The organism is Corynebacterium silvaticum (assembly GCF_004382825.2).
GTDB classification, from domain to species: domain Bacteria; phylum Actinomycetota; class Actinomycetes; order Mycobacteriales; family Mycobacteriaceae; genus Corynebacterium; species Corynebacterium silvaticum.
On the sequence record NZ_SDQO02000005.1, the window covers coordinates 35710 to 61426 of the forward strand.

Below are 25717 nucleotides of genomic sequence, written 5' to 3' on the forward strand. Positions count from 1 at the left end.
GACACGATACTAGCATTCCATTTCATGGGATTCATCCTTGAGTATGGAATTGATTATGTAAAGAGGTGATTCGATCCATGACCAGCCCCGTGGTATCGAAAGAAGAGAAGTTAACCCTTGCAGAAAAAGTGTGGCGTGACCATGTCATCTCGCGCGGCGAGGGCGACCAACCTGATCTTATCTTCATTGACCTGCAACTCCTACACGAGGTCACCTCACCCCAAGCTTTTGACGGCCTACGCATGGCTGGGCGCACAATGCGGCATCCTGAGCTGCACCTTGCCACCGAGGACCACAACGTTCCCACGGAAGGCATTGCGGCAGGGTCATTGCTAGAAATCAATGACCTGGTTTCTCGCACACAGGTGGAAACACTGCGTAAGAATTGTGCGGAATTCGGTGTTCGTCTTCATGCCATGGGGGACGCGCAGCAGGGCATCGTCCACCAGGTGGGGCCTCAGCTGGGGGCGACTCAACCCGGAATGACTATTGTCTGCGGCGATTCCCACACCTCCACTCACGGCGCTTTTGGTGCTATGGCCTTTGGCATTGGCACTTCAGAGGTGGAGCACGTGATGGCCACCCAAACGCTTTCCCTCAAACCCTTTAAAACCATGGCGATCAACGTCTCTGGGGAATTGCAGCCTGGGGTTTCTGCCAAGGACCTCATCTTGGCGATCATCGCCAAGATTGGGACGGGCGGGGGACAAGGCCACGTTATTGAATATCGCGGTGAGGCCATCGAGAAACTGTCCATGGAAGCACGCATGACAATGTGCAATATGTCCATTGAGGCCGGCGCGCGCGCAGGCATGATCGCACCCGACCAGATCACTTTTGACTACATCAAAGGTCGAGAGCTTGCCCCACAAGGACAGGACTGGGATCAGGCGGTGGAGTATTGGAAGACGTTGCCTACAGACGAGGGTGCTGTTTTTGACACCGTGGTGGACATCGACGGCTCGGCAATCACCCCCTTTATCACCTGGGGAACAAACCCAGGTCAGGGGCTTCCGCTCAGTGAAAACGTCCCGTCGCCTGAAGACTTTGCTGGCGATAGCGAGAAAGCCGCCGCGCACAAAGCGCTGGATTATATGGGGCTGACCCCAGGGACACCGTTAAGAGATATTGCGATCGACACAGTATTTCTTGGTTCCTGCACCAATGCGCGTATGGAAGACCTGCGCACAGCCGCAGAAATTCTTGCTGGTCGCACCATCGCGGATTCGGTACGGATGCTCGTGGTTCCTTCCTCAACCATGATTAAGCAACAGGCAGAAGCAGAAGGACTAGACAAGATCTTTATCGCTGCCGGTGCTGAGTGGCGCTCAGCAGGGTGCTCCATGTGCCTAGGCATGAACCCGGATCAACTGGCGCCTGGCGAACGCTCTGCCTCTACTTCTAACCGGAACTTCGAGGGCCGCCAAGGTCCTAAGGGAAGAACGCATCTAGTATCACCAGCAGTCGCAGCAGCAACAGCTATTAAAGGGACATTGGCTAGCCCAGCGGACTTGGACGAGGAGTGAACAATTATGGATAAATTCACAACCCATACGGGCATTGGAATCCCACTGACCCGCTCGAATGTGGACACCGACCAGATTATCCCGGCAGTCTACTTAAAACGGGTCACACGCACGGGCTTTGACGACGGCCTCTTTAACAATTGGCGCACCAATGATCCCAACTTTGTGCTCAACCAGCCTTCCTATTCCAGGGGCTCAGTGCTCGTCGCTGGGCCAGACTTTGGCACAGGCTCCTCCCGCGAACATGCGGTATGGGCACTGATGGACTATGGATTCCGGGTGGTGCTGTCTTCTCGATTCGCGGATATTTTCCGGGGGAACGCAGGGAAATCTGGGCTCTTAGCTGCAAAAATGGAGCAGTCCGATATTGAGCTTCTGTGGAAGCAGCTAGAGCAACAGCCGGGTCTAGAGGTGACAGTGAACCTAGAAACCCGAACTGTGGAATGCGATGGTTCCATTTACACCTTCGATGTAGACGACTACACGCGGTGGCGTTTGCTCGAAGGCCTCGATGACATTGGGCTTACGCTTAGGCAGGAGTCAGAGATCGCTCGCTACGAGCAGTCCCGACCATCGTTTAAGCCCGTCACCCAGTAGGAGCTGCGCTATTTTGCCGGAAGCGGGCTGGCAAAATAATCGGCTCCCGTTAGCTCGCTGTTGGTAAAGGATAGAACCCAGACACTGGCTTTCTTTGCCGGTATTTCTTCCAAGGGGAGTCTGCCAGAGGCCGATAGCCAGGCGATCATGTCAGGGATGACCATGCCTTGTGCGACGACCACGGACACACCGCCTTGATCGATAATCCGAGAAAACGCTGCTTGGGAATCGGTCATGGCGGATAGCCAGCCTTCGTCGCCAAGCTTTGCGTCTACGGAAACCTCAAGGTCTAGGGTCTTAGCTAACGGGACAGCGGTCTGCTGGCACCTGTCTGGTAGGGCAGAATAAATGGCGGTGGGGCGAAACGCCTCCAACAAAGGGGCGAGCAATTGCGCCTGTCTGCGTCCCTTTTTGTCCAAGGGGCGCAGATTATCGTTGCCTGCCCAGTTGCTGCGTCGAAAAGCTCGTGCATGCCGGACATACAGGATGCGGGTAGTCGCTGGAACCTCAAAGCGCTTGCGGGCTTTATCCATGATGTTTTTGTCCACGTCGTAGCTGAGAAGCTCGCGGGCCTGGTGAAAATCGAGCCAGCGGATCTCGTCCACCTCGTTATTAGGGGTAAAGGTTCCGTCTAGAACTTCGGCAGTCCAGTAGTAGACCACTTTGGTGCGGTCGCCGACGGGGTACGTGACCTTGCCTAGAAGCTTTCCTAGCCTCACGCGGAATCCAGTTTCTTCGACAATCTCGCGAGCGGCCGTAACAGGCAAAGATTCACCTGGATCGACTTTGCCCTTGGCCAGCGACCAGTCATCATAATGCGGTCGGTGAATCACTGCGTATTGGATGGAATCAGGATCTGTATGGTCGCCACGCCACAAGACCGCTCCTGCCGCAAGCGTAGAGCGTTTATATTCCTGCGCAGGTTCAGCCACGATGCTTTGGAATCTTCCCGTGATAGCAAGTGAAGATTGCAGGTCCTTAGTCGCTTCGGTGTGACTGGTTTTATGCATCGCTGTAGCTTTCTTTAGTCTGTGGCGGTCTGTGGCGAATGATGACGGTGGTGGCGGGAGTGGGGATAATATCTAGCCTAGTTACTTGACCAACATCTTCGGGTGGGTGTGCATAGCTCGTCGGATGGTGTTAGCGTGGGCTGCTCATGAGCACAAACACTACACCGCGGCTACGCAGACATAGGGAATAACTGTTGCTCATGAGTCCTGTTATTGCTCGGCGCATGTGGCAGGGACGAGGCGCAACAGAGAGCCTAACGCCAACAAAGTTGCTATATCCATGTACATTGACGTGAGTGAAGTAAAACAGAGCGCACGCATCGTGGCGGAAGCTCTGAAGTGTCCAATAGTGCAACCAGAGGAGTATGCGGTGAAAGTTGCGGTAATGGGAGCCGGATCGTGGGGAACAACCCTGGCTAAGGTCTTTGCAGATGCCGGGTGTGATGTTCGCCTATGGGCACGACGCTCTGAGGTCGCAGCTGAGATCAACCAGCAGCACACCAACAACCGATACCTTTCTGACATAGTCCTTCCGGAAGCCTTGCGTGCCACGGATAACCCTGCGCAGGCGCTTGAAGATTCTGACATTGTGGTGCTGGGAGTGCCTAGCCAAACCTTAAGAGATAATTTGTCCGAGTGGGCCGCTGCGATTCCACAGACCGCGATCCTTGTGAGCCTGGCTAAAGGCATAGAAAAAGATACTTTCGAGCGGATGAGCCAAGTAATCGCTGAAGTCGCTGGGACTCCGGATACTCAGATTGCCGTTCTCTCCGGGCCAAACCTAGCCCGCGAGATCGCTGAGGAACAACCAGCCGCAACAGTAATCGCGTGTACCGACGAGGCGAACGCACAAAAAGTTCAAGCTGCGCTCTCCGCCTCGTACTTCCGCCCGTATACCAATACAGACGTTATTGGTTGTGAAATCGGTGGAGCCTGCAAAAACGTTATTGCATTAGCGTGCGGCATGGCCGCTGGCAGAGGACTCGGCGAAAACACAGTGGCCACCGTGATCACTCGCGGCTTGGCGGAGATTACCCGATTGGGTACCGCAATGGGCGCTGATCCGCGTACGTTCGCCGGACTTGCCGGATTAGGTGACCTGGTGGCTACGTGTTCCTCACCTCTGTCGCGTAACCGTACTTTTGGTGCGCGACTAGGAGAAGGAAAGACGTTAGAGGACGCAAAAGCCGCCACCAACGGGCAGGTGGCAGAAGGCGTTATCTCTTCAATGTCTATCTCCCGTCTAGCAGAAATCCATGAAGTAGATATGCCTATTACTCGGGCTGTCTACGGTGTGTGCCATATGGGCGCAAGTGTTCATGACATGGTTGCGGCGTTGATGGGGCGTACAAAGAAATCCGAGTAGTACACAAGGTAAAGTTTGTGGTTGTGACTCAGAATCCTTCCGAAAATCCCCGTGTCAGGGTTGCCGTAGTTTATGGCGGCCAAAGCTCAGAACATTCCGTTTCCTGCGTTTCTGCCGGGGCGATTATGTCTCACCTCGATCCAGAAAAATACGAGGTCTTTCCCGTAGGAATCACCCGTGATGGCGTGTGGACCGTGGGGGAGACCGACGCCACAAAGCTGCGGACTGTGGACCGCGTTATGCCAGAGGTGGAGTTTGTTCGTGAAGTAAAGCTTTCCGTGAACCCTCGTTCTGCCGGTGAGTTCCGGTATGAGGACGGAACGCTGTACGCACATGCCGATGTGATTTTCCCGGCTCTGCATGGGCGATTCGGTGAGGATGGAACCATTCAAGGAATGTTCGAGCTTTCTGGTATTCCTTATGTGGGCACCGGAGTATTGAGTTCTGCCTGCGGCATGGACAAGGAGTACACCAAGAAACTTCTTGCTGCGGAAGGTCTGCCCGTGGGCAAAGAAGTGATCCTTCGTGGGGACGAAACCCTCACAGATGCCGATAAACACATGCTCGGTCTCCCTGTTTTTGTGAAGCCCGCACGAGGCGGATCATCCATCGGGATTTCCCGCGTAGCCGAGTGGGACGACTTCGATGCTGCCCTCGCACTAGCCCGAGAGCATGACACCAAAGTGATCGTGGAAGCGGAGATTAAAGGCGTAGAAGTAGAGTGCGGCGTGCTTGAGCGTGCCGACGGCTCCCTGATCGCTTCAGTGCCCGCACAGCTAGAAGACGTTGATGAAGGCGAAGAAGGCTTCTATGGTTTTGATACCAAATACCTAGACAACGTAGTCACAGCCACCATCCCAGTGCCCTTTGATGAGGCAACAACCAAGCTCATCCAATCGCTGTCGCTAGAAGCCTTCCAAGCACTTAACTGCCGAGGCCTTTCTCGCGTGGACTTTTTTATCACCGCCCAGGGGCCAGTCCTCAATGAGGTGAACACGATGCCGGGCTTTACCCCGATTTCCATGTATCCGCAGGTGTTTGAAGCCACCGGGATAGGGTACGCAGAGCTGCTCTCTCACCTGATCGATCAGGCGCTGGCTCAATAAAAACCAAAGCACTAACCCTTAAGCAAAGAGGTAGGCACCACAGGATTTGGTGCCTACCTCTTTGCTTTGGGACTGCCTAGCGTGTGACAGAGGACTCCGCCGTGTGTTTTTCTATGGCTTTGGTCAACTTCACGAGTGCTGCATTGCCAGAGTTCTGCGGCACGCTAACTGCCACAATCACGTCACGACCGAGTGCATACCAGGTTGACGCTGTGGTTCCATTACCTAAGGTCGTATCCTCAAACCATGCAACGGAATCTATCTGTTGGATGCGCGCCCCAGCCTCATAGGCCGATGGGAAAGCAACACCACAGCGCACCATAACAGGCTCGTATCCTGATGCACTCCACGCTGCTGAGCCAGCTGGAAGTCCTTGCACATCACGACGAGAATACTGCGGGGAATCCCCAAAATGTTCCGGCAGATCTGACATCAACTCGGTACAACGACCCGAGTGAGCGTTTGTGCGAGGATCCGCATCTTGCTGCAACGATTGAAGAGGAAGCGGGTTGGGCTGTGCCGTTTCCTTGCGTAAAGAAGCAACTGCCGTGGACAGCTCTGGGATGGGCGATGCCGCTTTTCCAAGCCCCGCATCATCAGCCGTCAGGGCTACTACCGGAAAACGGTCTACCGCATACCACGTGCGAAACGTCGATCCAGGCGTGGTATCCCTGACTTCTAGCCACGATGTTTCGTCGATAAGCGAAAGTTCCGAAAGCTGCGTGTACTGCAACGGAAGATTAACTCCGCATCGCAAAGTCACTCGATGCGTGGAGTCTGACTGCCAAGCTGCCGCACCAGCAGGTGCAGGATCGGCAAGCTCAGCACGCTTGTGCCCGAGAACCTTATGCGGAAGCGCACCAATAAGAGATGTGCACTCGGGACTTTCAGCCTCAGGGGAATTTGCAGAAGTCATTGCTACCGGACGGTGGGCTACCCGATCGTAAACCAGCTTCGCTCCTCCAAGCACCCCCACGACCAATACAATGGCTAATGCCAACGCGAGTGCGATGGGCCCTCGTTTGAAAGAAGCTTCATTCTGCATAAAGAATAATCATAGTTTCTGCGATGAACAAGATCGGGTCGCACCGCCGATTGCATCGTGTACTGCTGCACACTGTAAAAATAAGGTCATAAAATACGCGACGGAGGAGAACACTAGTGAAAGAACATCTGAATCCGACGCTTGCCGAGGTAGGAGAGCGCGCCGCGATCAAGGTGATCATCGCGCATGCACCCAGCTCCCGAAACGGCGACGATGCCGCAGTACTCGGACATGCTTCCGCGAATTCCCGTGCAGTGGTCACCACAGACATGCTGGTCCAAGACCGACACTTCCGCCTCGACTGGTCCACCCCCGCAGAGATAGGCTGCAAAGCAATCACCCAAAACTTTGCTGATATCGAGGCAATGGGAGCGCGCCCCGTGGCAGCCCTCCTAGCGATCTCAGCGCCGGCCTACACCAGACTTAATTTTGTTTCTGAGCTCGCCAGGGGCATTTCCTCCCGAGTAAAAGACTATTCCGCAGAACTCGTCGGCGGAGACATCACAGACGGCGAAGCTATCGTGATCGCAGTAACCGCCGTGGGGCAACTAGGCGGTTCACTCCCAGAGCTTTCCCTCGACCGCGCACGACCAGGACACACAATCATCGCCTCGGGAGGAATCGGCGAATCCGCTGCTGGATACGCGCTCCTTCAACGCTTTGGACGCACGGACATCCCAGAAAAATTTCTACCACTGGTAACCGCACACTGCGCGACCATCGTTCCAGAAGGCCGCGGCTTTGTAGCACGCTCAGCAGGAGTAAGCTCCCTAACCGATAACTCGGATGGCCTCATCGTCGACTTAAGAACCATGGCCAAAAAATCCGGCGTATCCATGGATCTAGACCCAGAAGCCATCGCTCCAACACCATTGATGCTGGAAGCCGCAGAGCTTCTCGACGCCGACCCCTGGCAATGGGTCCTTGGAGGGGGCGAAGACCACACACTCATGGGTACCACTGCCGGCGCACCTCCCACAGGATTCCGGGCCATCGGAACCGTAGGAAAACGACTCTTCCACGTAGGCCACGACCATGGACAAGTACTCGTCGGCGGGAAATCACCCGCTTATGACGACGGCTGGGTCAGCTTTTAACTATCACTGAACAACCGCAGTAGAGCACAGCACATAGATACGAGGAACACGAATGACCGATACTGCATCGAACAATGGTGCCCCGCACAATTCTGCATCCCAAAAACAGCACCAACCCCTACCAGTCCACCCATCGTGGCTAGAGCCGTTGACCCCTGTAGAAGAACAGATCCACACGATGGGAGACTTTCTCCGGGAAGAAATAAAAGCAGGTAGGGGATACTTACCCGCAGGCGCAGACGTACTGCGCGCGTTTAGCTATCCCTTTGATGAGGTCAAAGTTCTCATCGTCGGACAAGACCCCTATCCCACCCCAGGTCATGCGATGGGATTGTCCTTTTCCACCCAACCAGGCGTGCGCCCACTGCCTAGGAGCCTTAGCAATATCTTCAAAGAACTATCGCAAGACCTAGGTATCCCCGCACCCCACGACGGCGATCTGACCCCTTGGTCGCGTCAAGGAGTCGCACTCTTTAACCGGGTACTTAGCGTCCAACCAGGTAAAGCCGGCTCCCACCGCGGACGCGGCTGGGAAGAAGTCACTGAGGTAGCCATCAGAGCCCTCGCTGCACGCAACACCCCCTTAGTCGCTATCCTATGGGGACGAGACGCACAAGCAACCAAAGCATTCCTAGGGAACACACCTTGCATTATGTCCCCACACCCATCACCGCTATCCGCATCGAGAGGATTCTTTGGTTCTCGCCCCTTTAGCAGGACAAACAGCTTGCTTCAAGACCTCGGAGTCTCCGGCATCGATTGGCGATTGTAAACTTTTCTACCATGCCCGACATCACGTTTCTTAGCGGACGCAGCCTCCTACACTGGGCGGAATGCGCAACAGATGAGCTCGTCGCGCGCCGGGCGGAGATCAACAGCCTGAATGTGTTTCCGGTACCAGACGCAGATACCGGCTCAAATATGGCGCATACCATGCACGCTGCAGTAGAGGCGGTCCACCAGTTGATCGCCAGCACCGGGGGAGAAACCCCGCACGATGAGCCCCGAGAACTGAGCGCTTCCGACGTTGCCACAGCGTTGGCCTCCGGTGCTGTACGTGGGGCACGGGGAAACTCGGGTGTTGTCTTAAGCCAAGTACTACGCGGCATCGCGCAGGCAGCAAACTCGGGTGTCATTGATGCTTCCTGTATCCAAAAATCACTTCTCAACGCACTCGATTTTGTGGCTGCAGCGATTACTGACCCCGTTGAAGGCACCGTGATCACTGTGCTGCGCGCTGCCGCATTTTCTGCTCGAACCTGCGACACCGACAATCTCTATGAGGTCGTCACAGTGGCTGCGGACGCAGCGCGAGTAGCCTTGCACAACACCCCCTCACAGCTCGCAGTGTTAAGAGAAGCAGGTGTTGTCGACGCCGGAGGCCAAGGACTCGTAATCCTCCTGGATGCTCTTGTCGATGCCGTGCTTACAGATCCAATGAATGCGGCTCATCAAGGGCAACGCTCTCAAGGAGAAACCGCAGGCCACGGTTCTCATCACTCAGCGGAACTTTCGCATAGACCACACTCCCACAGCTTCTCCCAGCACGGGCATGAGGCTTTCCTAGAAGTAATGTTCTACATCGAGGACGTTGACCTAGATGCACTACGAGGCGAGCTCCTCGCATTAGGAGACAGCCTCGTGATCGCGGGCATTGGCGAAAAAGCTGGAACAATTCATATCCACACATTTGATGCAGGACGAGTCATCGAACAGGCATATGCCATGGGAAAGGTCAGCGACCTTCGGATTGAGGTACTACCGTCCCTCGGCGGCACCGACCACCCAACCCGAATAGTGCTAGCACTTGCCCCGGAAGGAACACTGGCCGAGCTCTACAACGCAGCTGGTGCACTTGTGGTAGTCCGAAAAGGCAAACAGTTTGCCATCGTCGGCTCGACCGACCTTGGCCAGGAACCCACCCCGCTGACAGACGGGGTGGCGATAGTCAACGAGCTCATTTCTCGTTCGCATGAAAGCGGAGCGACCGAAGTGATTTTGCTCCCCAACGGCATGCTCACCAGGGGAGAGATGGCGTCGGTGGAACGCTCGACGCGGTCGTTTAAACAATCAATCACCATCCTGCCCACAGGTAGCCTCGTCCGTGGGCTAGCAGCACTATCAATGCACGATTCCAGCCAAGCACTCGCTGTAGATACCTATGCCATGACTGAAGCCATCACTGGCATGCGTACGGCCAAGATCCGCCCCACCTCAAAAGCTGCCCTCACCGCTGCCGGCGCCTGCGCCAAAGGTGACTACGTTGCCACAATCGGTTCTGAGACGATTGCAGTAGACGAAGACATCTACGCGTGCACCCAACAAGCCGTGCGCAAAATGCTAGACGGCGGCGGAGAACGCGTCACGATCATAGCGTTAGAATCACTTGGGCTTAACCAATCCGAGGTAGCCGCAATGATGCCTCCCAACTCGGAACTTGACCTCACCATCTACCTAGCTGACCACGTAGACAGCCTCGTGGAAATCGGAGTGGAGTAACCCATGCTGGGCTGGCACGACACGCGACCACTCACGCAACTCTTGCCTGAAAAAGAAGCCAAGGCCTTTGCCAAACACTTTGGATATCGCTGCGCTGAAGACCTCCTCATGCACCTACCCAGAGCCTATGCCGCCCACGGGTCAGGACTAAGCGCAGGCCATGCCCAAGAAGGCGACATCATCACGTGTATAGGGGAAATCGTTTCGGCCACCGAGCGAAGAGACCGCAACGGAAACCTCATCTACACCATCGGAATCTCCGACGGCACAGCCACCATCAGCGCAACGTTTTTCCGCGCTAACTGGATCTCCAAAGTCCTCACCACAGGCGCACGCGGCATGTTCACTGGGAAACTCAAATTTTTCCGCGATAAAGCACAGCTACAGCACCCAGACTTTTTTCTCTTCCCCGATCCCGGCGCAAAAACCCGCGGTTCAGGCGGCCTACAAGCACTATCCACTACAGGAGAGTTTGACGACGTCACCCACATCATCAACTCGCTCACATACATACCGGTATATCCAGCCAAAAAAGCAATGCCCACGTGGCGGATACTAGGAGCAATACACGAGGTATTAGGTAAAACTCCTCCTATCGTGGACCCGCTAGGAGACTTCACGCCAGATGACATGCCTACGCTCGACCAAGCACTACGGGGTGTGCATGAGACAGACTGCGAGGGAGCCGAACCCTACCTCAACAGACTGAAATACGACGAAGCACTCAGCATCGCTTTAGTGATGGCGCTGCGACGCGCGGACATGAAACGTCGTCAAGCCTTCCCCATGCCCGCCTCCCACACCGGCCTTCGCGCCAAGCTACTCAAAGCCATGCCTTTTACACTCACAGAAGGCCAACAACAGGTAGCGCAAGAAATCGCAGAAGACCTAGGGAAGAACACGCCCATGTCGCGCCTGCTGCAAGGGGAAGTCGGATCCGGAAAGACCATCGTCTCGCTCATCGCGATGCTCCAGGCCGTCGATGCCCACAAACAATGCGCCCTTCTCGCCCCGACCGAAGTCCTTGCAACCCAACACGCACACAGCATCCGAGCCACGCTCGCCGCCGCAGACATCCAACTCACCGTCGTACTACTCACTGGATCACTACCCACAGCTGAACGCAAAAAAGCACTCCTAGACATCATGTCCGGCGATGCCGACATCATCATCGGAACCCACGCCCTTATCCAAGACACTGTCAACTTCTACGACCTCGGTCTTTGCGTCGTCGACGAACAACACAGATTTGGAGTGGAACAGCGCGACTACTTAAGAGCCAAAGGAAACACAGAACTCACACCACACCTCCTCGTCATGACGGCCACGCCCATCCCAAGGACAATCGCCATGACCGCATTTGGCGACCTCAGCGTCTCCACACTCCGCCAACTCCCCGGCGGACGCAGACCAATCAAGACCTTTGTCGTCAGCTCCGACAACCCCACCTGGGGCGAGCGCATGTGGAAACGCATTAGAGAAGAAGTAGAACGAGGCCAACAAATCTACGTGGTATGCCCTCGGGTGAAAAACCATGGCGGAGTAGAAGAAACCACCACAGCCCTACAACACGGAATCTTCAACGACCTACGAGTAGAAATGCTCCACGGAAGCATGCACCCCGAAGACAAAGAAACCATAATGGCAGCCTTTGCCGCAGGAACGATTGACATCCTCGTAGCCACGACCGTCATAGAAGTCGGCATAGACGTACCCAACGCCACCGTCATGCTTATCCGAGAAGCCGAAAACTTCGGAGTCTCCCAACTCCACCAATTACGCGGACGCGTCGGACGAGGCGGCAAAGAATCAATCTGCTTCCTCCACACCACCGCAGAACCCGATACCCCTGCACGCGAACGCATCCACAAAGTTTCCGCCACCACAGACGGCTTTACCCTCGCAGAAATAGACCTCGAATACCGGCAAGAAGGAGACATCCTAGGCGCACAACAATCAGGAGCCTCCCACAAACGCATCAGCTTTATCAAAGACAAAGAACTGATCCAACGCGCCAACCACGACGCCGCCGCCATAGTCCAACACAACCCAGAAGCAGCCCGATCCATGGTGAGCGACATCGACGACCGCTCGCAAGACTATCTGGATAAAACATAAACAGATCACCGCACTACCAGAGCCGTCCCACCCACCTAAGCTCAAAAGGCTCACAAACCGTACGCTATGGTTAAAAGCATGAAAATCTGTGCCCCATTCGCCGGCATAGTCCACTACAAAGTAGGACTCGGCGATACCGTCGATACCGGTCAAGAGCTCGCATCAGTTGAAGCTATCAAGCTTGAGGCCCCCATCATCGCGCCGGGGCCAGGGATCGTAGCAACTTTGGCTAAAGACAACTTTGACGATGTCATGGGCGGGGACGTGCTACTGACCGTGGAGGAAGCATAGATGACTCGAATTATTTCTGGCGAAGCCCGAGGCCGCACAATTAAGGTGCCTGAGCAAGGAACACGGCCTACATCGGATCGCGCTCGCGAAGGACTTTTTTCTTCTCTTCAGGTGCGCTTTGGCTTTGTCGGCGCGAAGGTGCTGGATCTTTTTGCCGGATCCGGGGCGCTAGGTCTTGAGGCTGCAAGCCGGGGTGCGGATGAAGTAGTACTGGTAGAAAACAACTCCAAGGCCGTGCAGATTATTCGCCACAATATACAGGTTGTTGGACATCCTAACGTTACGGTTGCGGAAATGAAGGCCTCCACGTATGTGGCGAGCGCCCCCAAAGAATACTTTGACATGGTGCTCGCCGACCCTCCTTATGATCTACCTGATTCAGACATTGAGGAGATGCTTGTGGCCCTGATTCCTACGCTTGTCGACGGCGCAGCGGTCGTCGTAGAGCGCCATCGTGAGTCGCCGGAGACAGCATGGCCTGCATGCTTTGTTCCCACCACGCAGAAGCTAAAAAAGCGGACTTTTGGAATCGCGCGCATGGACATGGCCGTATTTCACCAAGAACTTGTTTCAGACTGACTTACTACAGCACTGTGCACGCTACGTTTACTAATAAGGATGCTTGATGGCCATACACGCTGTTTGCCCCGGTTCTTTTGACCCAGTAACAAAAGGTCATATTGACATTATTGGCCGTGCTGCCGAAATGTATGACCACGTGACTGTCTTAGTTACCGCGAATCCGAATAAGCCCTCCGGCATGTTCAACGTTGAAGAACGCAAAGATCTGATTCGGGCGGCAGTACTAGAGGTCGGGGGACTGGACAATGTCTCTGTGGATCATTGGGGCGGACTTTTAGTCGATTACACAAACACCCATAATGTGAGCGTTCTGGTGAAAGGACTACGCACGGCCCTTGACTATGAGTATGAGCTTCCGATGGCACAGATGAATAGGAAGCTGTCCGGGATTGATACGGCATTCCTGATGACTGATCCGGCTTATGGTTATATCTCCTCGACTTTGTGTAAAGAGGTTGTTAAATACGGCGGAAATGTTGATGACATGCTCCCGGCTGCAGTTTCTGCGGCAATGAAACAAAAACTCGGCTAGCGGTGTAAACGGCCTCCTAAAAGTGGGGGACGCGTCAACATTTGTGTGTGGTTCTGGTAATTTGAGTCACACTCAAATCTTTTGGATGCTAGGAGCGGTATGGGTCTCGCGCTGTTGGTTTTTGCGATCGTAGCTATCGGATCGTTATTACAGCGAGTATCAGGCATGGGGCTGGGGCTAGTTGCTGGTTCGATTCTGAACATCGTGATGGGGCCGATAGAAGGAATACTGGTGGTTAACCTCCTAGCCGCTATCAACGCAACTATGACCACTGTGATCGTGCGCAAGAGCGTCGATTGGAAAAAGTTTTGGCTCATTGCTCCGGTACTCGTGCTTGGTGCGATTCCTGGCGCATGGCTCATTACGGTTGTATCGGGGCCAACGCTGCAGGTTGTGGTGGGAACTCTGCTCCTCAGTGCACTTGCCATAGTGACCTTTGGGGTTCAGCGTATTCCCCACGCTCAAGGAAGAGCGCCCGCTGTTATCGCAGGTATCATCGCTGGTTTTATGAATACCCTTGCTGGCATCGCAGGGCCGGCTATTACTGTTTACGCGCAGGTGGCTAGGTGGCCGCAAGTACCTTTTGCGGCGACGCTGCAACCAATCTTCATAGTCTCAGGCCTGGTTTCGTTGACAGTAAAAGTAGCGTCAGGGGCGGGAACGGTGGCATCGGTGACTCCCTGGGTATGGATCTTTGGGATACTCGGCATGATCGCTGGAATTTTTATTGGTGCGAGAGCCTCCCAAAAGATTCCTCGTTCTACGGCAAGAAAGATTTCTCTGAGCGTGGCAACGCTAGGAGGCGTTATGGTTCTGCTCCGAGTCTTGGTAGGGCTCTTCTGACCTTAAGACACATATATTTGACTCATGCGTGTTTCCTACGTTGATGTTTTCTCCACCGGACCTTTAAGCGGTAACCCTGTGGCTGTAGTCCACGATGCCGACCAATTGTCGCAACACCAGATGCAGCGCTTTGCGGCATGGACAAATTTATCGGAAACTACTTTTCTCCTTGAGCTAACAACTCCCAACGCAGACTATAGAGTCAGAATTTTTAGCCCCACCAAGGAATTTCCCTTTGCCGGACACCCCACCTTGGGTTCTGCGGCCGCGTGGCTTGCCGCAGGCGGAGTGATGCAGGGAGCACACATTGTCCAGGAATGCTCCGTGGGCTTAGTCCCGATACAGATCAATAAAGACGTGTTGTCTTTTCAAGCGCCTGCCCTGTTGGATACGTCGCCGCTTTCTCCGGAACAGATCCAACGCATTCCGCAGGCCTTGGGTGTAGTCCTTGATGACATCGTAAAAATTCAGCGAATTGACAATGGAACAGGATGGATCGGCGTTCTGCTTAGTCCCGGAGTCGACATACGAGGTATTAATCCACACTATGCGCTGATGGGCGGGCTCAAGCTTGGAGTGGTCAGCCTCCTGGACCCCAGCGACGGTGATGCCATGGAAGTACGCGCCTTCAACCCAAACATAGGGGAGGACCCGGTTACAGGGAGCCTGAATGCGGGGTTAGCTCAATGGCTTATCGGTGAGGAGATAGTCCCTTCCTCCTACTCAGCGCGTCAGGGGGCCGTACTAGGGCGGGTCGGAAAATCTTTGTCTCGCAGCGTGCCGACGCCCTGTGGGTAGGAGGGTAGGAGGACAATGCGCGCTTGCTATCAGCGGAACCGTGAACATGTAGCTACAACAATGCCCGAGGCGCTGTGTTCTCAGAGCCTCGGGCATAAAGTTAAAGAGTTTTAGAGCAAGCTGGAGAGGAACGTCTTGGTGCGTTCGTGCTGAGGATTATCAATAACCTGACGAGCATCATCGATTTCAACGATCACACCACCATCCATGAAGGCGACGGTATCTGCGACTTCACGGGCAAAGCCCATCTCATGCGTGACCACCAACATGGTCATGCCACCTTCTGCAAGATCGCGCATCACTCTCAGAACTTCTCCTACCAACTCTGGGTCGAGGGCGGAGGTGGGCTCGTCGAAAAGCATAAGTTTGGGTTCCATGGCTACCGCACGCGCGATGGCTACGCGCTGCTGCTGGCCGCCAGAAAGCTGAGCTGGGTAAGCGTCTGCCTTATGCTGCAAACCGACTTGCGCGAGTAGCTCCATGGCTTTGGCGCGAGCCTCGGGCTCCGGCACACCTTTGACGTGAATAGGAGCCTCTATGATGTTTTCGATTGCGGTTCTGTGCGGGAACAAATTGAAGCCTTGGAACACCATGCCGATGTCGGCGCGTTGACGTGCGGCTTCTTTCTCGGAAATCTCGTAGAGGATTCCGTCGCGCTCTTTATAACCGATCAGCTCACCATCCACATACAAACGACCAGCGTTGATCTTTTCCAGGTGGTTAACGCATCGCAAAAGCGTGGATTTACCCGACCCCGAGGGGCCAATGAGACAGGTCACAGATCCCTGAGGAACTTCAAGATCGATGCCCTTGAGGACCTCAATCTGTCCGAAGTTCTTGCACAACTGCTGCGCACTAATCATGAGATTGTCAGTCATTATCAAGCGCCTTTCTGCGGGTTACGTGGGTGTCGGTGCTGCCGCATAGGAGGCTCGGCGACGATATTGACGTTTTTGGGGAGGGTGCCTTCTGCGTCGGCAAGCGCTGCAAGCTGGCGAGCAGTCAGCTCACGCGTTGCGCCTCGGTCGAAGTACTTTTCCAAGTAACTTTGCGCGACCATCAACAGCGAGGTAATAGCCAGATACCACGTTGCGGCCACCAGAAGCAGGGGTACCGGATCGAACAGTGCTGCAGCGATGTCTGTGGCGCGGCCGTAAAGCTCAGCGGTGTAAGGGATTGCTACGACCAAGGACGTGGTCTTGAGCAAAGAAATAAACTCGTTGCCCGTAGGAGGGACAATAATACGCATCGCTTGGGGCAGGACCGTACGACGAATGGTCATCCACCAGCTCATACCCAAGGCTTTGGAAGCTTCAGTCTGTCCCTCGGGAACCGCCTGCAATCCAGAACGGATGATTTCTGCCATATATGCGGCCTCGTTGAGACCGAGTCCTAAAACCGCGAGTAGGAACATGTTGGAAAGGGCATTTTCCAAGGATATTTCTGTAAAGCCAAGGTTGACTGTTTGATACAGCGAACCGAGGAGCCCCCAGAAGACGAGCTGGACGTAAACCGGAGTTCCACGGAAAATCCACAGATAGAACCACGAGACAGTGCGCAGGACTGGATTAGGCGACATGCGCATGACGGCCACGGCACAGCCTAAGACAACGCCCAAGATCATGGACAAGACAGTGATGGCGAGAGTATGTCCTGCGGCTAAAGCGATACGAGTATCAAAGAGATACTGAACATACGTGTCCCAACCATACGCTTCATTGGTGGCCGCGCTGATGATAAACCAGAGGAACACTAGAAGAATAAGGATGGCGGCAACCCAGCGGCCGGGGTGACGCAGCGGCTTCGCTTGGATGGGTTTCGGTTGTGGGGAAGTCATGTAGTTTCCTTATGTTTTTAGGGATAGCGGTTAATAGAGGGATGCTTATTGAGCGATGGGTACTTCGTTGATCATCGCTGAGGAAACAAGACCCTCATCAATTCCCCACATTTTGAGGATTCGTTGGTAGTCACCAGTTTTAATGAGGTGCTGCAGCGCAGCGGCCAGTGCCGTACCAAGTTGAGATCCCTTAGGGACTGCAAAGCCATGGGGCGCGGCATCGCTGATGGAACCCACTGCTTCTAGCTTTCCTTCGGACCTGGAAATAGCCCATGCCAGCACCGGCGAATCTGCGACAAAAGCATCTGCACGGCCAAGAACAAGCGCGGTCGCGGCCTGATCACTGGTCTCGTACGCCAGGACCTCGATAGGCTTTTTGCCCTGGGCTACGCAATCGTCGCTCATTGGCCTCACAATATCTGTGTCGGCGACCGTTGTGCGTTGCACTGCGATGGATAAGCCACAAGCGTTATTTGGGTCTACAGGTGAACCAACTTGTTGTCCCCACTGAACTCCCGCATAGAGGAAATCAACAAAGTCATAATTTTTCCGCCGCTCCTCATTATCCGTAAAACCAGAGGCGCCCACATCGATGGTTCCGGCGCTGAGGGAGGGGAGAATGAGGGAAAAATCCTGCTCGATCGGCTGGTACTTAAGGCCCATGACCGATGAGGCAGCCCTCATAAGATCCATTTCCATCCCGATGATCTCATGCCGCGAATCCTTGAACTCAAAAGGCGCGAATGGCGGGTTAGCGCTTGCTACCAGTGTGCCCTTTTCTGCAAGAGGTTGGGGGACTAGAGCAGTAATGTCGGGTACTGCGGGAGGTGAGACCTCTTCCCAGCCGTCGGGGTGACCTTGTTCTTCATTGGTCACACACGCGCTGAGTGAGACGGCAAGTGTAATTGCAGTACACAAAGCCAAGACACGGGTGAGGGATTTCATGGAGCAAATAATACCGCTTCCTACATATTATGTTAATCGACAGGCTAAAAGCCATGGAAAACGATGCAACCCCGCAATATCTTGCACGAGGGGAGCTATCACATCCATGGCTTTGCTCAGCCGAACTCGGTGGAGTTTAAGGAGAAAACCTTAAGCTAAGCGGTTTCTGATTCGGTGTTGGGCTTGGTGTTAAAACGACGTTCTACCAGCATGATCGCTGCCACAATTCCGCCTCCAACAAGGATCAAAAGAATGGTCATGCCGATGTTTCCGAAAGGTGCCGCAGGGGAGCCGGAAAGATCCTGCCAAGGCCACAATACACGTAGCGAACCAAGCATTAACCCCGCCATGGTAGCCAGTGTGATTGTTCGGTGAACAGTAATCAGGTAATCCAGAACCTTGATAAAGCACGCAATTCCGGTCAATGCGCCAAGCGCAAATATGGCCATGACCGTGAGGTTACGGTCGCTGACCGCTCCGATGACTGGAGCGTAGAGGCCCAAAGACAAGAGGATGAAAGAGCCAGAAATGCCGGGCAAAACCAGGGCGCATACTGCTATCGCAGCCGCGAAGAAGATCACGACTAACGACGGATCAGTTTTTTCCTCAGAAGTAAAACCTGTGCCGATAAACGTAAGGATCGCCGCGATAACGAAAGCCGCAATGATAGCCACGCGTTTTTGCGAGTAGTCTTTTCGGGAAATCATGAGCAATGGCACCGTAATAGAAACAGCCACCATGCCTAGGAAGAGAGCGCGAGCGGATTGCCCATGATTTTCCACGAAATTATGCATCACAGAAGAAAGCAAAAGAACCGTGGTCACCATGCCAAATCCTACGCATGCGAGGAAGAGCCATTCCACGCGTCGTGCTGCTTCCTTTAACCCGGATGGGTTAGTAAACATGGTGCGAACTAAATGGAGTAGGGCATGACCATTGTGGATAGCTCGTTCATAAATACCTACGACGAGTGCAACAGTGCCGCCGGAAACGCCGGGAACCATCTCAGCAAGACCAATAAGTCCGCCTGCGATGACGTGCAAAATGGAACCGGAGAAGGATGAGGACCTGGTAGTCGCTTGGGGTGTGGCTGCCATGAACCGCTTTCTTCTAGGTGGCCGTTGCAAGAAAGCGGCCACTGTAGTTGTTAAAAATGTACAGCTTGACACCTTAGACGGTTTTTTAAAGAAAGTCCTGATGGCTCACAAACCTACGCGGCATTGTGAAGAAGAAAAGCGGGGAGGAATTGGAGGAAAATTGGTAGGAATGTCGTTTTTGAGAACGCTAGCGAGTATGCCGTTAGTAAAATCCCAGGACAAGATTTCTAGCGTTCTCAAAAACGACATTTTGCTCCTAACGTCGAGGCAGCAGGTCACGACACGTGAAAACAAAAGTGCGCTTGAAGGCTGCCTTGCCAACAAACGGACTTTCAGCTGTTACATCCACCGACTAGTGGGCTGCTACTTCCCAGTTAGGGCCGCTACCTGCTGAGACCTCAAGAGGTACACGCAAAGAAATGGCCGCGTTCATTTCCTTTTCCACTATTTCACGCACCTGTTCCAACTCGTTTGGTGCAATTTCCACCACGAGTTCGTCGTGAACCTGCAGCAGCACACGAGAGGCAACCCCAGCCTTTTTCAGCTCATGGTCAACACGGATCATTGCGACCTTGATAATGTCTGCGGCTGTTCCCTGGATAGGGGCATTAAGTGCAGCGCGTTCTGCGTTTTCGCGAGCCACTCGGTTATCTGAACCAAGCTCAGGAAGGTACCGACGCCTACCGAACAACGTGGAGGTAAATCCATCTTTTCGAGCCTGCTCCACCACGTTATCCAGATACTGTTTTACTCCACCAAAACGCTCAAAATAGCTCGTCATAATCTGCTTGGCTTCGCCAGCAGGAATATTTAGCTGCTGCCCGAGACCAAAGGCCGATAGCCCATAGACCAAGCCATAGCTCATCGCTTTTACTCGACGACGCAATTCTGGCGTCACCTGATCCACCGGGACCTCGAAAACTCTAGAGCCTACGTAGTTATGGAGATCTTCGCCTTTACGATAGGCCTCAATAAGACCAGGATCCTCAGAAAGATGGGACATCACACGCATTTCAATCTGGGAATAATCCGCGGTGAGGAGCGTTTCATACCCTTCGCCCACGACAAATGCCGATCGAATTTTCCTACCGTCTTGCGTACGAACCGGGATGTTTTGCAGATTGGGTTCTGTTGAGCTTAAACGCCCTGTAGAAGCAACGGTCTGATTAAAGGTCGTGTGGATACGGCCATCCGACCCGACTGCTTTAATGAGACCTTCTAGCGTTGTTTTCAGTTTCTGATTCTCACGGTGTGCAAGAAGATGATCGAGGAAGGGGTCCGGATGTTTAACAGCTAACGCCTCAATCTCTTTAGCAGCTGTGGAGTATCCCGTCTTTGTCTTTTTGGTTTTAGGCAAGCCCAGAGTCTCAAAAAGAACGACTTGGAGCTGTTTGGGGCTCGAAAGATTTAAGGATGGATCACCCGCGATATTCCGAGCGGCCTCTTCATGCTCTTGAACTCGCTCGATAAAAACTTTTAGCTGATCTTCTAGAGTTTCCACATCAACTGCGATGCCAGCGGCTTCCATCCGCGCCAGGATCAACGTGAGCGGCAATTCAAGATCGCGGTATAGCTCGAAGGAATCAATAGCTTCTAACTGCTTGGTCAGCTCCTCGGAAAGCTCAAGAATTGCAATGACAGAATCGATGAGCTCTTCCGAGCCGGGAGCATCGAGAAGCGAAAGCTGCCCCTGAGATTCCTCTCCAGAGAGCTGACGCTGCAGATGGCGCTGATAAACGTCTTTCAAATCATAAGTGCGTTGACCCGGCCTAAGAAGATATGCGGCAATGGCTGTATCGTGGGCAATTCCGTTGAGATCAAACCCACGGCCGGAGAGCATATGGAAAGCCGCTTTTGCTTCGTGCAAATACTTGGGGCTTTCACTACTCAGCCACTGCGCCAGAGCCTTTTCATCTTTCGGGTCAATATCTGAAAGATCGATGGCGATTACGCGCCGTTGCTTATCTGCGATCGCTAAAGCTTCAGCATCTCCGGTCGCCGGGGTGCCTCGTCCACGCACATATATAGCAAGACCTTCGCCCTCACGTTGCGCTAGCCACTCGCTAAGAGCTGTCTGCTCCACGGTGACTTCAGCACGCTCTTCCGTGATTGCTGTGCTTGCATCGGCCCCCACTGCTCCCATCACGCGTTCGCGCAGGTTGGTGCCAAATTCGAGCTCATCAAATTTTTCAGCCACGCCTGCTACCTGCGCCGGTTTGAGACCCAGTTCGTCGGGGGAATATGGCAACTCAAGATCTTTTACCATCTCCGTCAGCGTCCGGTTCATCCGAACCTGCTCTAAACGCTCACGGAAGCTCGTGCCAGCTTTACCTTTGATGTCATCAGCGTGCTCCAGTAGCTGATCAAGGCTGCCGTACTCCACGATCCATTTGGTAGCTGTTTTGGGACCCACGCCGGGAATGTTGGGCAGGTTATCCGAAGGGTCTCCTCGCAATGCAGCAAAGTCTGGATATTGCGCAGGTGTGAGGCCATATTTTTCTTCCACCGCTTCAGGGGTAAAGCGATGGAGCACTGAGACCCCGCGCATCGGGTAAAGAACGGTTGTGGTCTCGTTGACAAGCTGGAAGGAATCACGGTCGCCTGTGACGATGAGAGTCTCAAATCCCAGTGGCTGCGCGGCGGTTGCCAGCGTAGCGATGACGTCGTCTGCCTCGTAGTTCTCTTTTCCCAGGGTGGTGATCCCCAAAGCTTCAAGAACCTCTTTAATGAGCTCGACCTGGCCTTTGAACTCTGGCGGCGTGGCTTCACGCTGAGCCTTATACTCAGGGAACATGTCTGTGCGGAAAGTCTTCCGGCCAATATCAAAAGCCACCGCCACGTGAGACGGCTTCTCCTCGTTCAAAAGAGAAGAGAGCATCGATAGGAATCCATAGACAGCGTTGGTCGCTTGCCCACCTGATGTGGAAAAGTTTTCGGCCGGCAGCGCATAAAACGCGCGGAACGCCATCGAGTGGCCGTCGATAAGCATTAAACGGTTGCTAGTTGAAGTCACGTGGTTAGTCTAGTTATTTTTTGTCTCACTCACCTCCCCGCTTCCACTGGGGCCAAGCTTTGCGAGAAAATCCGAACTTTTCCCTATCTACGAGCGGATTAGCCTTTTTACGCCCATGTCCGCTAATATTTTTTTGCAGCGCCCCTGTATCCCAATTGGCAGAGGAAACGGATTCAAAACCCGTGCAGTGTGAGTTCGAGTCTCACCAGGGGCACCATTTATAAGCGCCATCTGCTAGCTTCATGCTGGTAGATGGCGCTTTTTATGATGTTGTGTTTTGAGAGTTAAGGGGATGCGGACGTTTCCAGTCTCATTTGATGTGACCTGTCACCTTTGCGCTAGGAAGCCACAATGTCGTTTTTGAGAACGCTAGCGGGTGTGGTGCCTGTAAAACTCCAGGACGGAATTTTTAGCGTTCTCAAAAACGACAAAGAAGGGGCCAAGTCCTAGGCTTTATGGGCCACGAATATGGCAGTGCCGGGGAAGATTTTTCCTCGAAGCGGTGACCATTGGCCCCAGGAACGGGTGAGATCGTGGGGCCATTCCGGTTCGATGATGTCCTGGAGAATAAAGCCCGCCTGGGTGAGTGCACGTACCCAATCGCCGATTGTTCTCTGGAACTCTACGTACGTAGGCCGACCTTCCTCGTCTTCTTCGACGTAACTGCGCTGAAAATACGGGATGGAAGCTATCAAGCCGGGTTGTCCTGGGTCGTCGGGGAAAACCCAGCGCATGGGGTGGTTGACGGAAAATACTAGACGACCGTCGTCGGTGAGGATGCGGGAGACATCGAAAAGCGTTGCGGTGATGTCTGGGATAAAAGGAAAAGCACCAAACGCCGAAAACGCTATGTCAAAGGACGTGTCTTTGAATGGGAGCGATTGTGCATCGGCGTTGACCAGTGGGAGTGGGGGAGCATCGTGATTTGCGTGCCGCAGCATTGCAAGTGAGAGGTCAAAGCCGGTGATAAAGCCAACGCCGTTGCGAGCGAGCCACTGTGAGCAGGGAGCAGAACCGCAGCCGATTTCTAATACCCGCTTATTGCGGACGTCTCCCAGCAGGTGAGCGTCTTCCTCAGCGAGCATTTCAGGACACCAATAAAAGCCGGATAGGTATTCCTGGTGTTCGTCGTGATACCGCTGCGCATCGCTGTCCCACCACGTTTGGCTTGCGTGGGCGGCCTCGTGGGTGGAAACGGTGATCGCATCTGGGGTGCAGGGGTCTAAACTGCTCATAGTCTTGAAGACTAACCCGTGCCGAGGATGGGGGAAGAAACACGGAGTGTCAATCTTGATCTAGCAGGGAAAATGCACTATCCTTGAGCGAGCGTGTCTGTGCTTAAGCTATATGTTAGTCCCAAGTAGGAGGATGGCGTACGGCTCTAGCGGGATCAAAATCGCAGCTCAAGTAGTGATTTTTTGAGAGATACGTTCCTGTCCATCAACTATTCCTACCTAATTCGGAGCACTTAACATATGCCCACCAACAACGTCCCTCAGGTAGCCATCAACGATATTGGCTCCGCTGAGGATTTCCTCGCAGCTGTCGACGCAACCATCAAGTACTTCAACGATGGTGACATCGTCGAGGGCACCGTGGTTAAGGTTGACCACGACGAGGTTTTGCTCGACATCGGATACAAGACTGAAGGTGTTATCCCTTCACGCGAGCTTTCCATCAAGCACGATGTCGACCCGGACGAGGTCGTCGAGGTCGGCGACCAGATCGACGCTCTTGTTCTTACCAAGGAAGACAAAGAAGGCCGTCTGATCCTGTCCAAGAAGCGCGCACAGTACGAGCGTGCATGGGGCGCCATCGAGGAGCTCAAGGGGAAGGACGAGCCGGTTACCGGTACCGTCATCGAGGTTGTCAAGGGTGGTCTCATCCTGGACATCGGACTCCGTGGCTTCCTGCCTGCATCTCTCGTCGAGATGCGCCGTGTTCGCGATCTGGATCCATACATCGGACAGCAGATCGAAGCTAAGATCATCGAGCTGGACAAGCAGCGCAACAACGTTGTTCTGTCTCGTCGTGCATGGCTCGAGCAGACCCAGTCTGAGGTCCGCTCTGAGTTCCTTCACCAGCTGCAGAAGGGTCAGGTCCGCAAGGGCGTTGTCTCCTCGATCGTCAACTTCGGTGCATTCGTCGACCTCGGCGGCGTGGACGGACTCGTTCACGTTTCCGAGCTCTCCTGGAAGCACATCGATCACCCATCTGAGGTCGTTGCTGTCGGCGATGAGGTTACCGTTGAGGTTCTCGACGTTGATCTCGATCGCGAGCGCGTCTCCCTGTCCCTGAAGGCTACTCAGGAAGACCCATGGCGCGTCTTCGCTCGCACTCACGCTGTGGGCCAGATCGTTCCGGGCAAGGTCACCAAGCTTGTTCCATTCGGTGCGTTCGTTCGCGTCGAAGAGGGCATCGAGGGCTTGGTCCACATCTCCGAGTTGGCACAGCGCCACGTCGAGGTTCCGGACCAGGTTGTCAACGTCGGCGACGAGGCTATGGTCAAGGTCATCGACATCGATCTCGAGCGTCGTCGTATCTCCCTCTCCCTCAAGCAGGCTGACGAGGATTACACCGAAGAGTTCGACCCATCCAAGTACGGTATGGCTGACTCTTACGACGAGCAGGGCAACTACATCTTCCCCGAGGGCTTCGATCCGGAGACCAACGAGTGGATGGAAGGCTTCGACGAGCAGCGTCAGGCATGGGAGGCTCGCTACGCAGAGTCCGAGCGTCGCTTCCAGCTGCACACTGTTCAGATTGAGAAGAACCGCGTAGCTGCAGCTGCAGAGGAAGCAGCAGCTGGCGAGGAAGCTAACTACTCCTCTGAGACCGCTGAGGCAGCTCCGGCCGAAGCAGCTTCTGAGGCTGAGGGTGGCTCCCTGGCTTCTGAAGAGCAGCTTGCTGCTCTTCGCGAGAAGCTCGCTGGTAACTAATCTTGAATTAGTACTTCAATAAGAGAGCGCCTAAGGAATATTCCTTAGGCGCTCTCTTTATGCCCTTAGGTCTTTGGCGCAATGTGGAATCACTTTTAGAGGGTGTGAATCCTCGTCGTAGGGCGCAATCTTCTATGAAGTGTTTGAGGACTTTGCTGCGAGATTCATCCTCTGTGATTCTATGATCCGTGGGACGCCCGCGAGATAGGGGGGCAGGAACCCTAACGTGGTCCCTGAACCGCCGAGAACGCAAACGTCGATAAGTGCTCCAATCCGGATGGGAAAACATATTCTCGGCATAGCTTTAATGCGGATTATCAAGGAATATACGTTGACAGTGCGCTTATTCACGAGGTGGCAATTCCACGCCCTTTCTTTAAAAGCTGTGCAATAAGGGGGTGTGGAAAGGGGGGCAGTCACATGTCTTCATTCTTTGCCATCGCAATGATGTTGCAGAGCTGACCTGCTGACTTTGC

General features: G+C 54.1%; 22 protein-coding genes and 1 tRNA gene. 15 read left to right on the plus strand and 8 right to left on the minus strand.

Features of this window, described 5'->3' with window-relative positions; translation table 11 throughout:
* Nucleotides 1-77 precede the first annotated feature (77 nt).
* Complete coding sequence (gene leuC, locus ET810_RS11590) at nucleotides 78-1526, plus strand: 3-isopropylmalate dehydratase large subunit (RefSeq protein ID WP_087453855.1); 1449 nt, start codon at nucleotides 78-80, stop codon at nucleotides 1524-1526.
* Between the two features lie 6 nt (nucleotides 1527-1532).
* Nucleotides 1533-2123 carry a 3-isopropylmalate dehydratase small subunit gene (leuD, locus tag ET810_RS11595; RefSeq protein ID WP_087453856.1) on the plus strand — a complete coding sequence of 197 codons (591 nt, stop codon included), beginning with the start codon at nucleotides 1533-1535 and terminating at the stop codon, nucleotides 2121-2123.
* Between the two features lie 8 nt (nucleotides 2124-2131).
* Here leuD and ET810_RS11600 read toward each other — a convergent pair whose 3' ends face one another.
* Nucleotides 2132-3133, minus strand: coding sequence for an NUDIX hydrolase (locus ET810_RS11600; RefSeq protein ID WP_087453857.1), 1002 nt, complete (start codon nucleotides 3131-3133; stop codon nucleotides 2132-2134).
* Between the two features lie 370 nt (nucleotides 3134-3503).
* Between ET810_RS11600 and ET810_RS11605 the strand changes: the two genes are divergently transcribed.
* Both ET810_RS11605 and ET810_RS11610 read left to right on the plus strand, forming a co-directional pair.
* A complete protein-coding gene (locus ET810_RS11605) occupies nucleotides 3504-4499 on the plus strand; it encodes an NAD(P)H-dependent glycerol-3-phosphate dehydrogenase (RefSeq protein ID WP_171483258.1) in 996 nt (331 codons plus the stop codon).
* A 23-nt stretch (nucleotides 4500-4522) separates the two neighbouring features.
* Nucleotides 4523-5605 (plus strand): D-alanine--D-alanine ligase family protein, encoded by a 1083-nt coding sequence (locus tag ET810_RS11610; protein WP_087454873.1) that lies wholly within the window; start codon nucleotides 4523-4525, stop codon nucleotides 5603-5605.
* A 76-nt stretch (nucleotides 5606-5681) separates the two neighbouring features.
* On the opposite strand, the gene ET810_RS11615 is transcribed toward ET810_RS11610, so the two are convergent.
* Nucleotides 5682-6650, minus strand: coding sequence for a DUF3515 domain-containing protein (locus ET810_RS11615; protein WP_134316283.1), 969 nt, complete (start codon nucleotides 6648-6650; stop codon nucleotides 5682-5684).
* Between the two features lie 116 nt (nucleotides 6651-6766).
* Here ET810_RS11615 and ET810_RS11620 point away from each other — a divergent pair, with 116 nt between their 5' ends.
* The 9 genes from ET810_RS11620 (at nucleotide 6767) to ET810_RS11660 (ending at nucleotide 15410) form a co-directional block, all read left to right on the plus strand.
* A complete protein-coding gene (locus ET810_RS11620) occupies nucleotides 6767-7747 on the plus strand; it encodes a thiamine-phosphate kinase (RefSeq protein ID WP_087453860.1) in 981 nt (326 codons plus the stop codon).
* 52 nt (nucleotides 7748-7799) lie between these two features.
* Nucleotides 7800-8519, plus strand: a complete 720-nt coding sequence (locus ET810_RS11625; protein ID WP_087453861.1) for a uracil-DNA glycosylase — start codon at nucleotides 7800-7802, stop codon at nucleotides 8517-8519.
* Nucleotides 8520-8530: 11 nt separating this feature from the next.
* On the plus strand, nucleotides 8531-10246 hold the full coding sequence (locus ET810_RS11630) for a DAK2 domain-containing protein (RefSeq protein WP_087454874.1): 1716 nt from the start codon (nucleotides 8531-8533) through the stop codon (nucleotides 10244-10246).
* 3 nt (nucleotides 10247-10249) lie between these two features.
* Nucleotides 10250-12364, plus strand: a complete 2115-nt coding sequence (locus ET810_RS11635; RefSeq protein ID WP_087453862.1) for an ATP-dependent DNA helicase RecG — start codon at nucleotides 10250-10252, stop codon at nucleotides 12362-12364.
* Nucleotides 12365-12442: 78 nt separating this feature from the next.
* A complete protein-coding gene (locus tag ET810_RS11640) occupies nucleotides 12443-12655 on the plus strand; it encodes an acyl-CoA carboxylase biotin carboxyl carrier protein subunit (RefSeq protein WP_087454875.1) in 213 nt (70 codons plus the stop codon).
* Nucleotides 12656-13234, plus strand: coding sequence for a 16S rRNA (guanine(966)-N(2))-methyltransferase RsmD (gene rsmD / locus ET810_RS11645; RefSeq protein ID WP_087453863.1), 579 nt, complete (start codon nucleotides 12656-12658; stop codon nucleotides 13232-13234).
* 46 nt (nucleotides 13235-13280) lie between these two features.
* Nucleotides 13281-13769, plus strand: a complete 489-nt coding sequence (gene coaD / locus ET810_RS11650) for a pantetheine-phosphate adenylyltransferase (protein WP_087453864.1) — start codon at nucleotides 13281-13283, stop codon at nucleotides 13767-13769.
* A 99-nt stretch (nucleotides 13770-13868) separates the two neighbouring features.
* Complete coding sequence (locus ET810_RS11655; protein ID WP_087453865.1) at nucleotides 13869-14612, plus strand: sulfite exporter TauE/SafE family protein; 744 nt, start codon at nucleotides 13869-13871, stop codon at nucleotides 14610-14612.
* A gap of 24 nt (nucleotides 14613-14636) precedes the next feature.
* A complete protein-coding gene (locus ET810_RS11660) occupies nucleotides 14637-15410 on the plus strand; it encodes a PhzF family phenazine biosynthesis protein (protein WP_225870131.1) in 774 nt (257 codons plus the stop codon).
* Nucleotides 15411-15520: 110 nt separating this feature from the next.
* Here ET810_RS11660 and ET810_RS11665 read toward each other — a convergent pair whose 3' ends face one another.
* The 5 genes from ET810_RS11665 to polA all read right to left on the minus strand — a co-directional run bounded on the left by ET810_RS11665 (nucleotide 15521) and on the right by polA (nucleotide 22302).
* Nucleotides 15521-16288 carry an amino acid ABC transporter ATP-binding protein gene (locus tag ET810_RS11665; protein WP_087453866.1) on the minus strand — a complete coding sequence of 256 codons (768 nt, stop codon included), beginning with the start codon at nucleotides 16286-16288 and terminating at the stop codon, nucleotides 15521-15523.
* Nucleotides 16289-16290: 2 nt separating this feature from the next.
* Nucleotides 16291-17247, minus strand: coding sequence for an ABC transporter permease subunit (locus ET810_RS11670; RefSeq protein ID WP_134316282.1), 957 nt, complete (start codon nucleotides 17245-17247; stop codon nucleotides 16291-16293).
* 45 nt (nucleotides 17248-17292) lie between these two features.
* The gene (locus tag ET810_RS11675) at nucleotides 17293-18192 is read right to left on the minus strand and encodes an ABC transporter substrate-binding protein (RefSeq protein ID WP_134316281.1); all 900 of its coding nucleotides are present in this window, start codon (nucleotides 18190-18192) and stop codon (nucleotides 17293-17295) included.
* A gap of 155 nt (nucleotides 18193-18347) precedes the next feature.
* The gene (locus ET810_RS11680; RefSeq protein ID WP_087453869.1) at nucleotides 18348-19289 is read right to left on the minus strand and encodes a DUF368 domain-containing protein; all 942 of its coding nucleotides are present in this window, start codon (nucleotides 19287-19289) and stop codon (nucleotides 18348-18350) included.
* A gap of 352 nt (nucleotides 19290-19641) precedes the next feature.
* Nucleotides 19642-22302: a DNA polymerase I gene (gene polA, locus ET810_RS11690; RefSeq protein WP_375167314.1), complete on the minus strand. Its 2661-nt coding sequence runs from the start codon at nucleotides 22300-22302 to the stop codon at nucleotides 19642-19644.
* Between the two features lie 140 nt (nucleotides 22303-22442).
* Between polA and ET810_RS11695 the strand changes: the two genes are divergently transcribed.
* Nucleotides 22443-22519, plus strand: a tRNA-Leu gene (locus tag ET810_RS11695).
* Between the two features lie 229 nt (nucleotides 22520-22748).
* On the opposite strand, the gene ET810_RS11700 is transcribed toward ET810_RS11695, so the two are convergent.
* Nucleotides 22749-23537 (minus strand): class I SAM-dependent methyltransferase, encoded by a 789-nt coding sequence (locus ET810_RS11700; protein ID WP_087453872.1) that lies wholly within the window; start codon nucleotides 23535-23537, stop codon nucleotides 22749-22751.
* 240 nt (nucleotides 23538-23777) lie between these two features.
* Here ET810_RS11700 and rpsA point away from each other — a divergent pair, with 240 nt between their 5' ends.
* Entirely contained in the window at nucleotides 23778-25241 is a 1464-nt protein-coding gene (rpsA, locus tag ET810_RS11705) for a 30S ribosomal protein S1 (protein ID WP_134316280.1), read from the plus strand.
* Nucleotides 25242-25717: the final 476 nt, after the last annotated feature.

Coding starts and splice junctions, on each gene's coding strand:
- leuC (WP_087453855.1), top strand. CDS start 78: ATGACCAGCCCCGTGGTATCGAAAGAAGAGAAGTTAACCCTTGCAGAA.
- leuD (WP_087453856.1), top strand. CDS start 1,533: ATGGATAAATTCACAACCCATACGGGCATTGGAATCCCACTGACCCGC.
- ET810_RS11600 (WP_087453857.1), bottom strand. CDS start 3,133: ATGCATAAAACCAGTCACACCGAAGCGACTAAGGACCTGCAATCTTCA.
- ET810_RS11615 (WP_134316283.1), bottom strand. CDS start 6,650: ATGCAGAATGAAGCTTCTTTCAAACGAGGGCCCATCGCACTCGCGTTG.
- ET810_RS11625 (WP_087453861.1), top strand. CDS start 7,800: ATGACCGATACTGCATCGAACAATGGTGCCCCGCACAATTCTGCATCC.
- ET810_RS11630 (WP_087454874.1), top strand. CDS start 8,531: ATGCCCGACATCACGTTTCTTAGCGGACGCAGCCTCCTACACTGGGCG.
- ET810_RS11635 (WP_087453862.1), top strand. CDS start 10,250: ATGCTGGGCTGGCACGACACGCGACCACTCACGCAACTCTTGCCTGAA.
- ET810_RS11640 (WP_087454875.1), top strand. CDS start 12,443: ATGAAAATCTGTGCCCCATTCGCCGGCATAGTCCACTACAAAGTAGGA.
- rsmD (WP_087453863.1), top strand. CDS start 12,656: ATGACTCGAATTATTTCTGGCGAAGCCCGAGGCCGCACAATTAAGGTG.
- coaD (WP_087453864.1), top strand. CDS start 13,281: ATGGCCATACACGCTGTTTGCCCCGGTTCTTTTGACCCAGTAACAAAA.
- ET810_RS11655 (WP_087453865.1), top strand. CDS start 13,869: ATGGGTCTCGCGCTGTTGGTTTTTGCGATCGTAGCTATCGGATCGTTA.
- ET810_RS11660 (WP_225870131.1), top strand. CDS start 14,637: ATGCGTGTTTCCTACGTTGATGTTTTCTCCACCGGACCTTTAAGCGGT.
- ET810_RS11665 (WP_087453866.1), bottom strand. CDS start 16,288: ATGACTGACAATCTCATGATTAGTGCGCAGCAGTTGTGCAAGAACTTC.
- ET810_RS11670 (WP_134316282.1), bottom strand. CDS start 17,247: ATGACTTCCCCACAACCGAAACCCATCCAAGCGAAGCCGCTGCGTCAC.
- ET810_RS11675 (WP_134316281.1), bottom strand. CDS start 18,192: ATGAAATCCCTCACCCGTGTCTTGGCTTTGTGTACTGCAATTACACTT.
- ET810_RS11680 (WP_087453869.1), bottom strand. CDS start 19,289: ATGGCAGCCACACCCCAAGCGACTACCAGGTCCTCATCCTTCTCCGGT.
- ET810_RS11700 (WP_087453872.1), bottom strand. CDS start 23,537: ATGAGCAGTTTAGACCCCTGCACCCCAGATGCGATCACCGTTTCCACC.
- rpsA (WP_134316280.1), top strand. CDS start 23,778: ATGCCCACCAACAACGTCCCTCAGGTAGCCATCAACGATATTGGCTCC.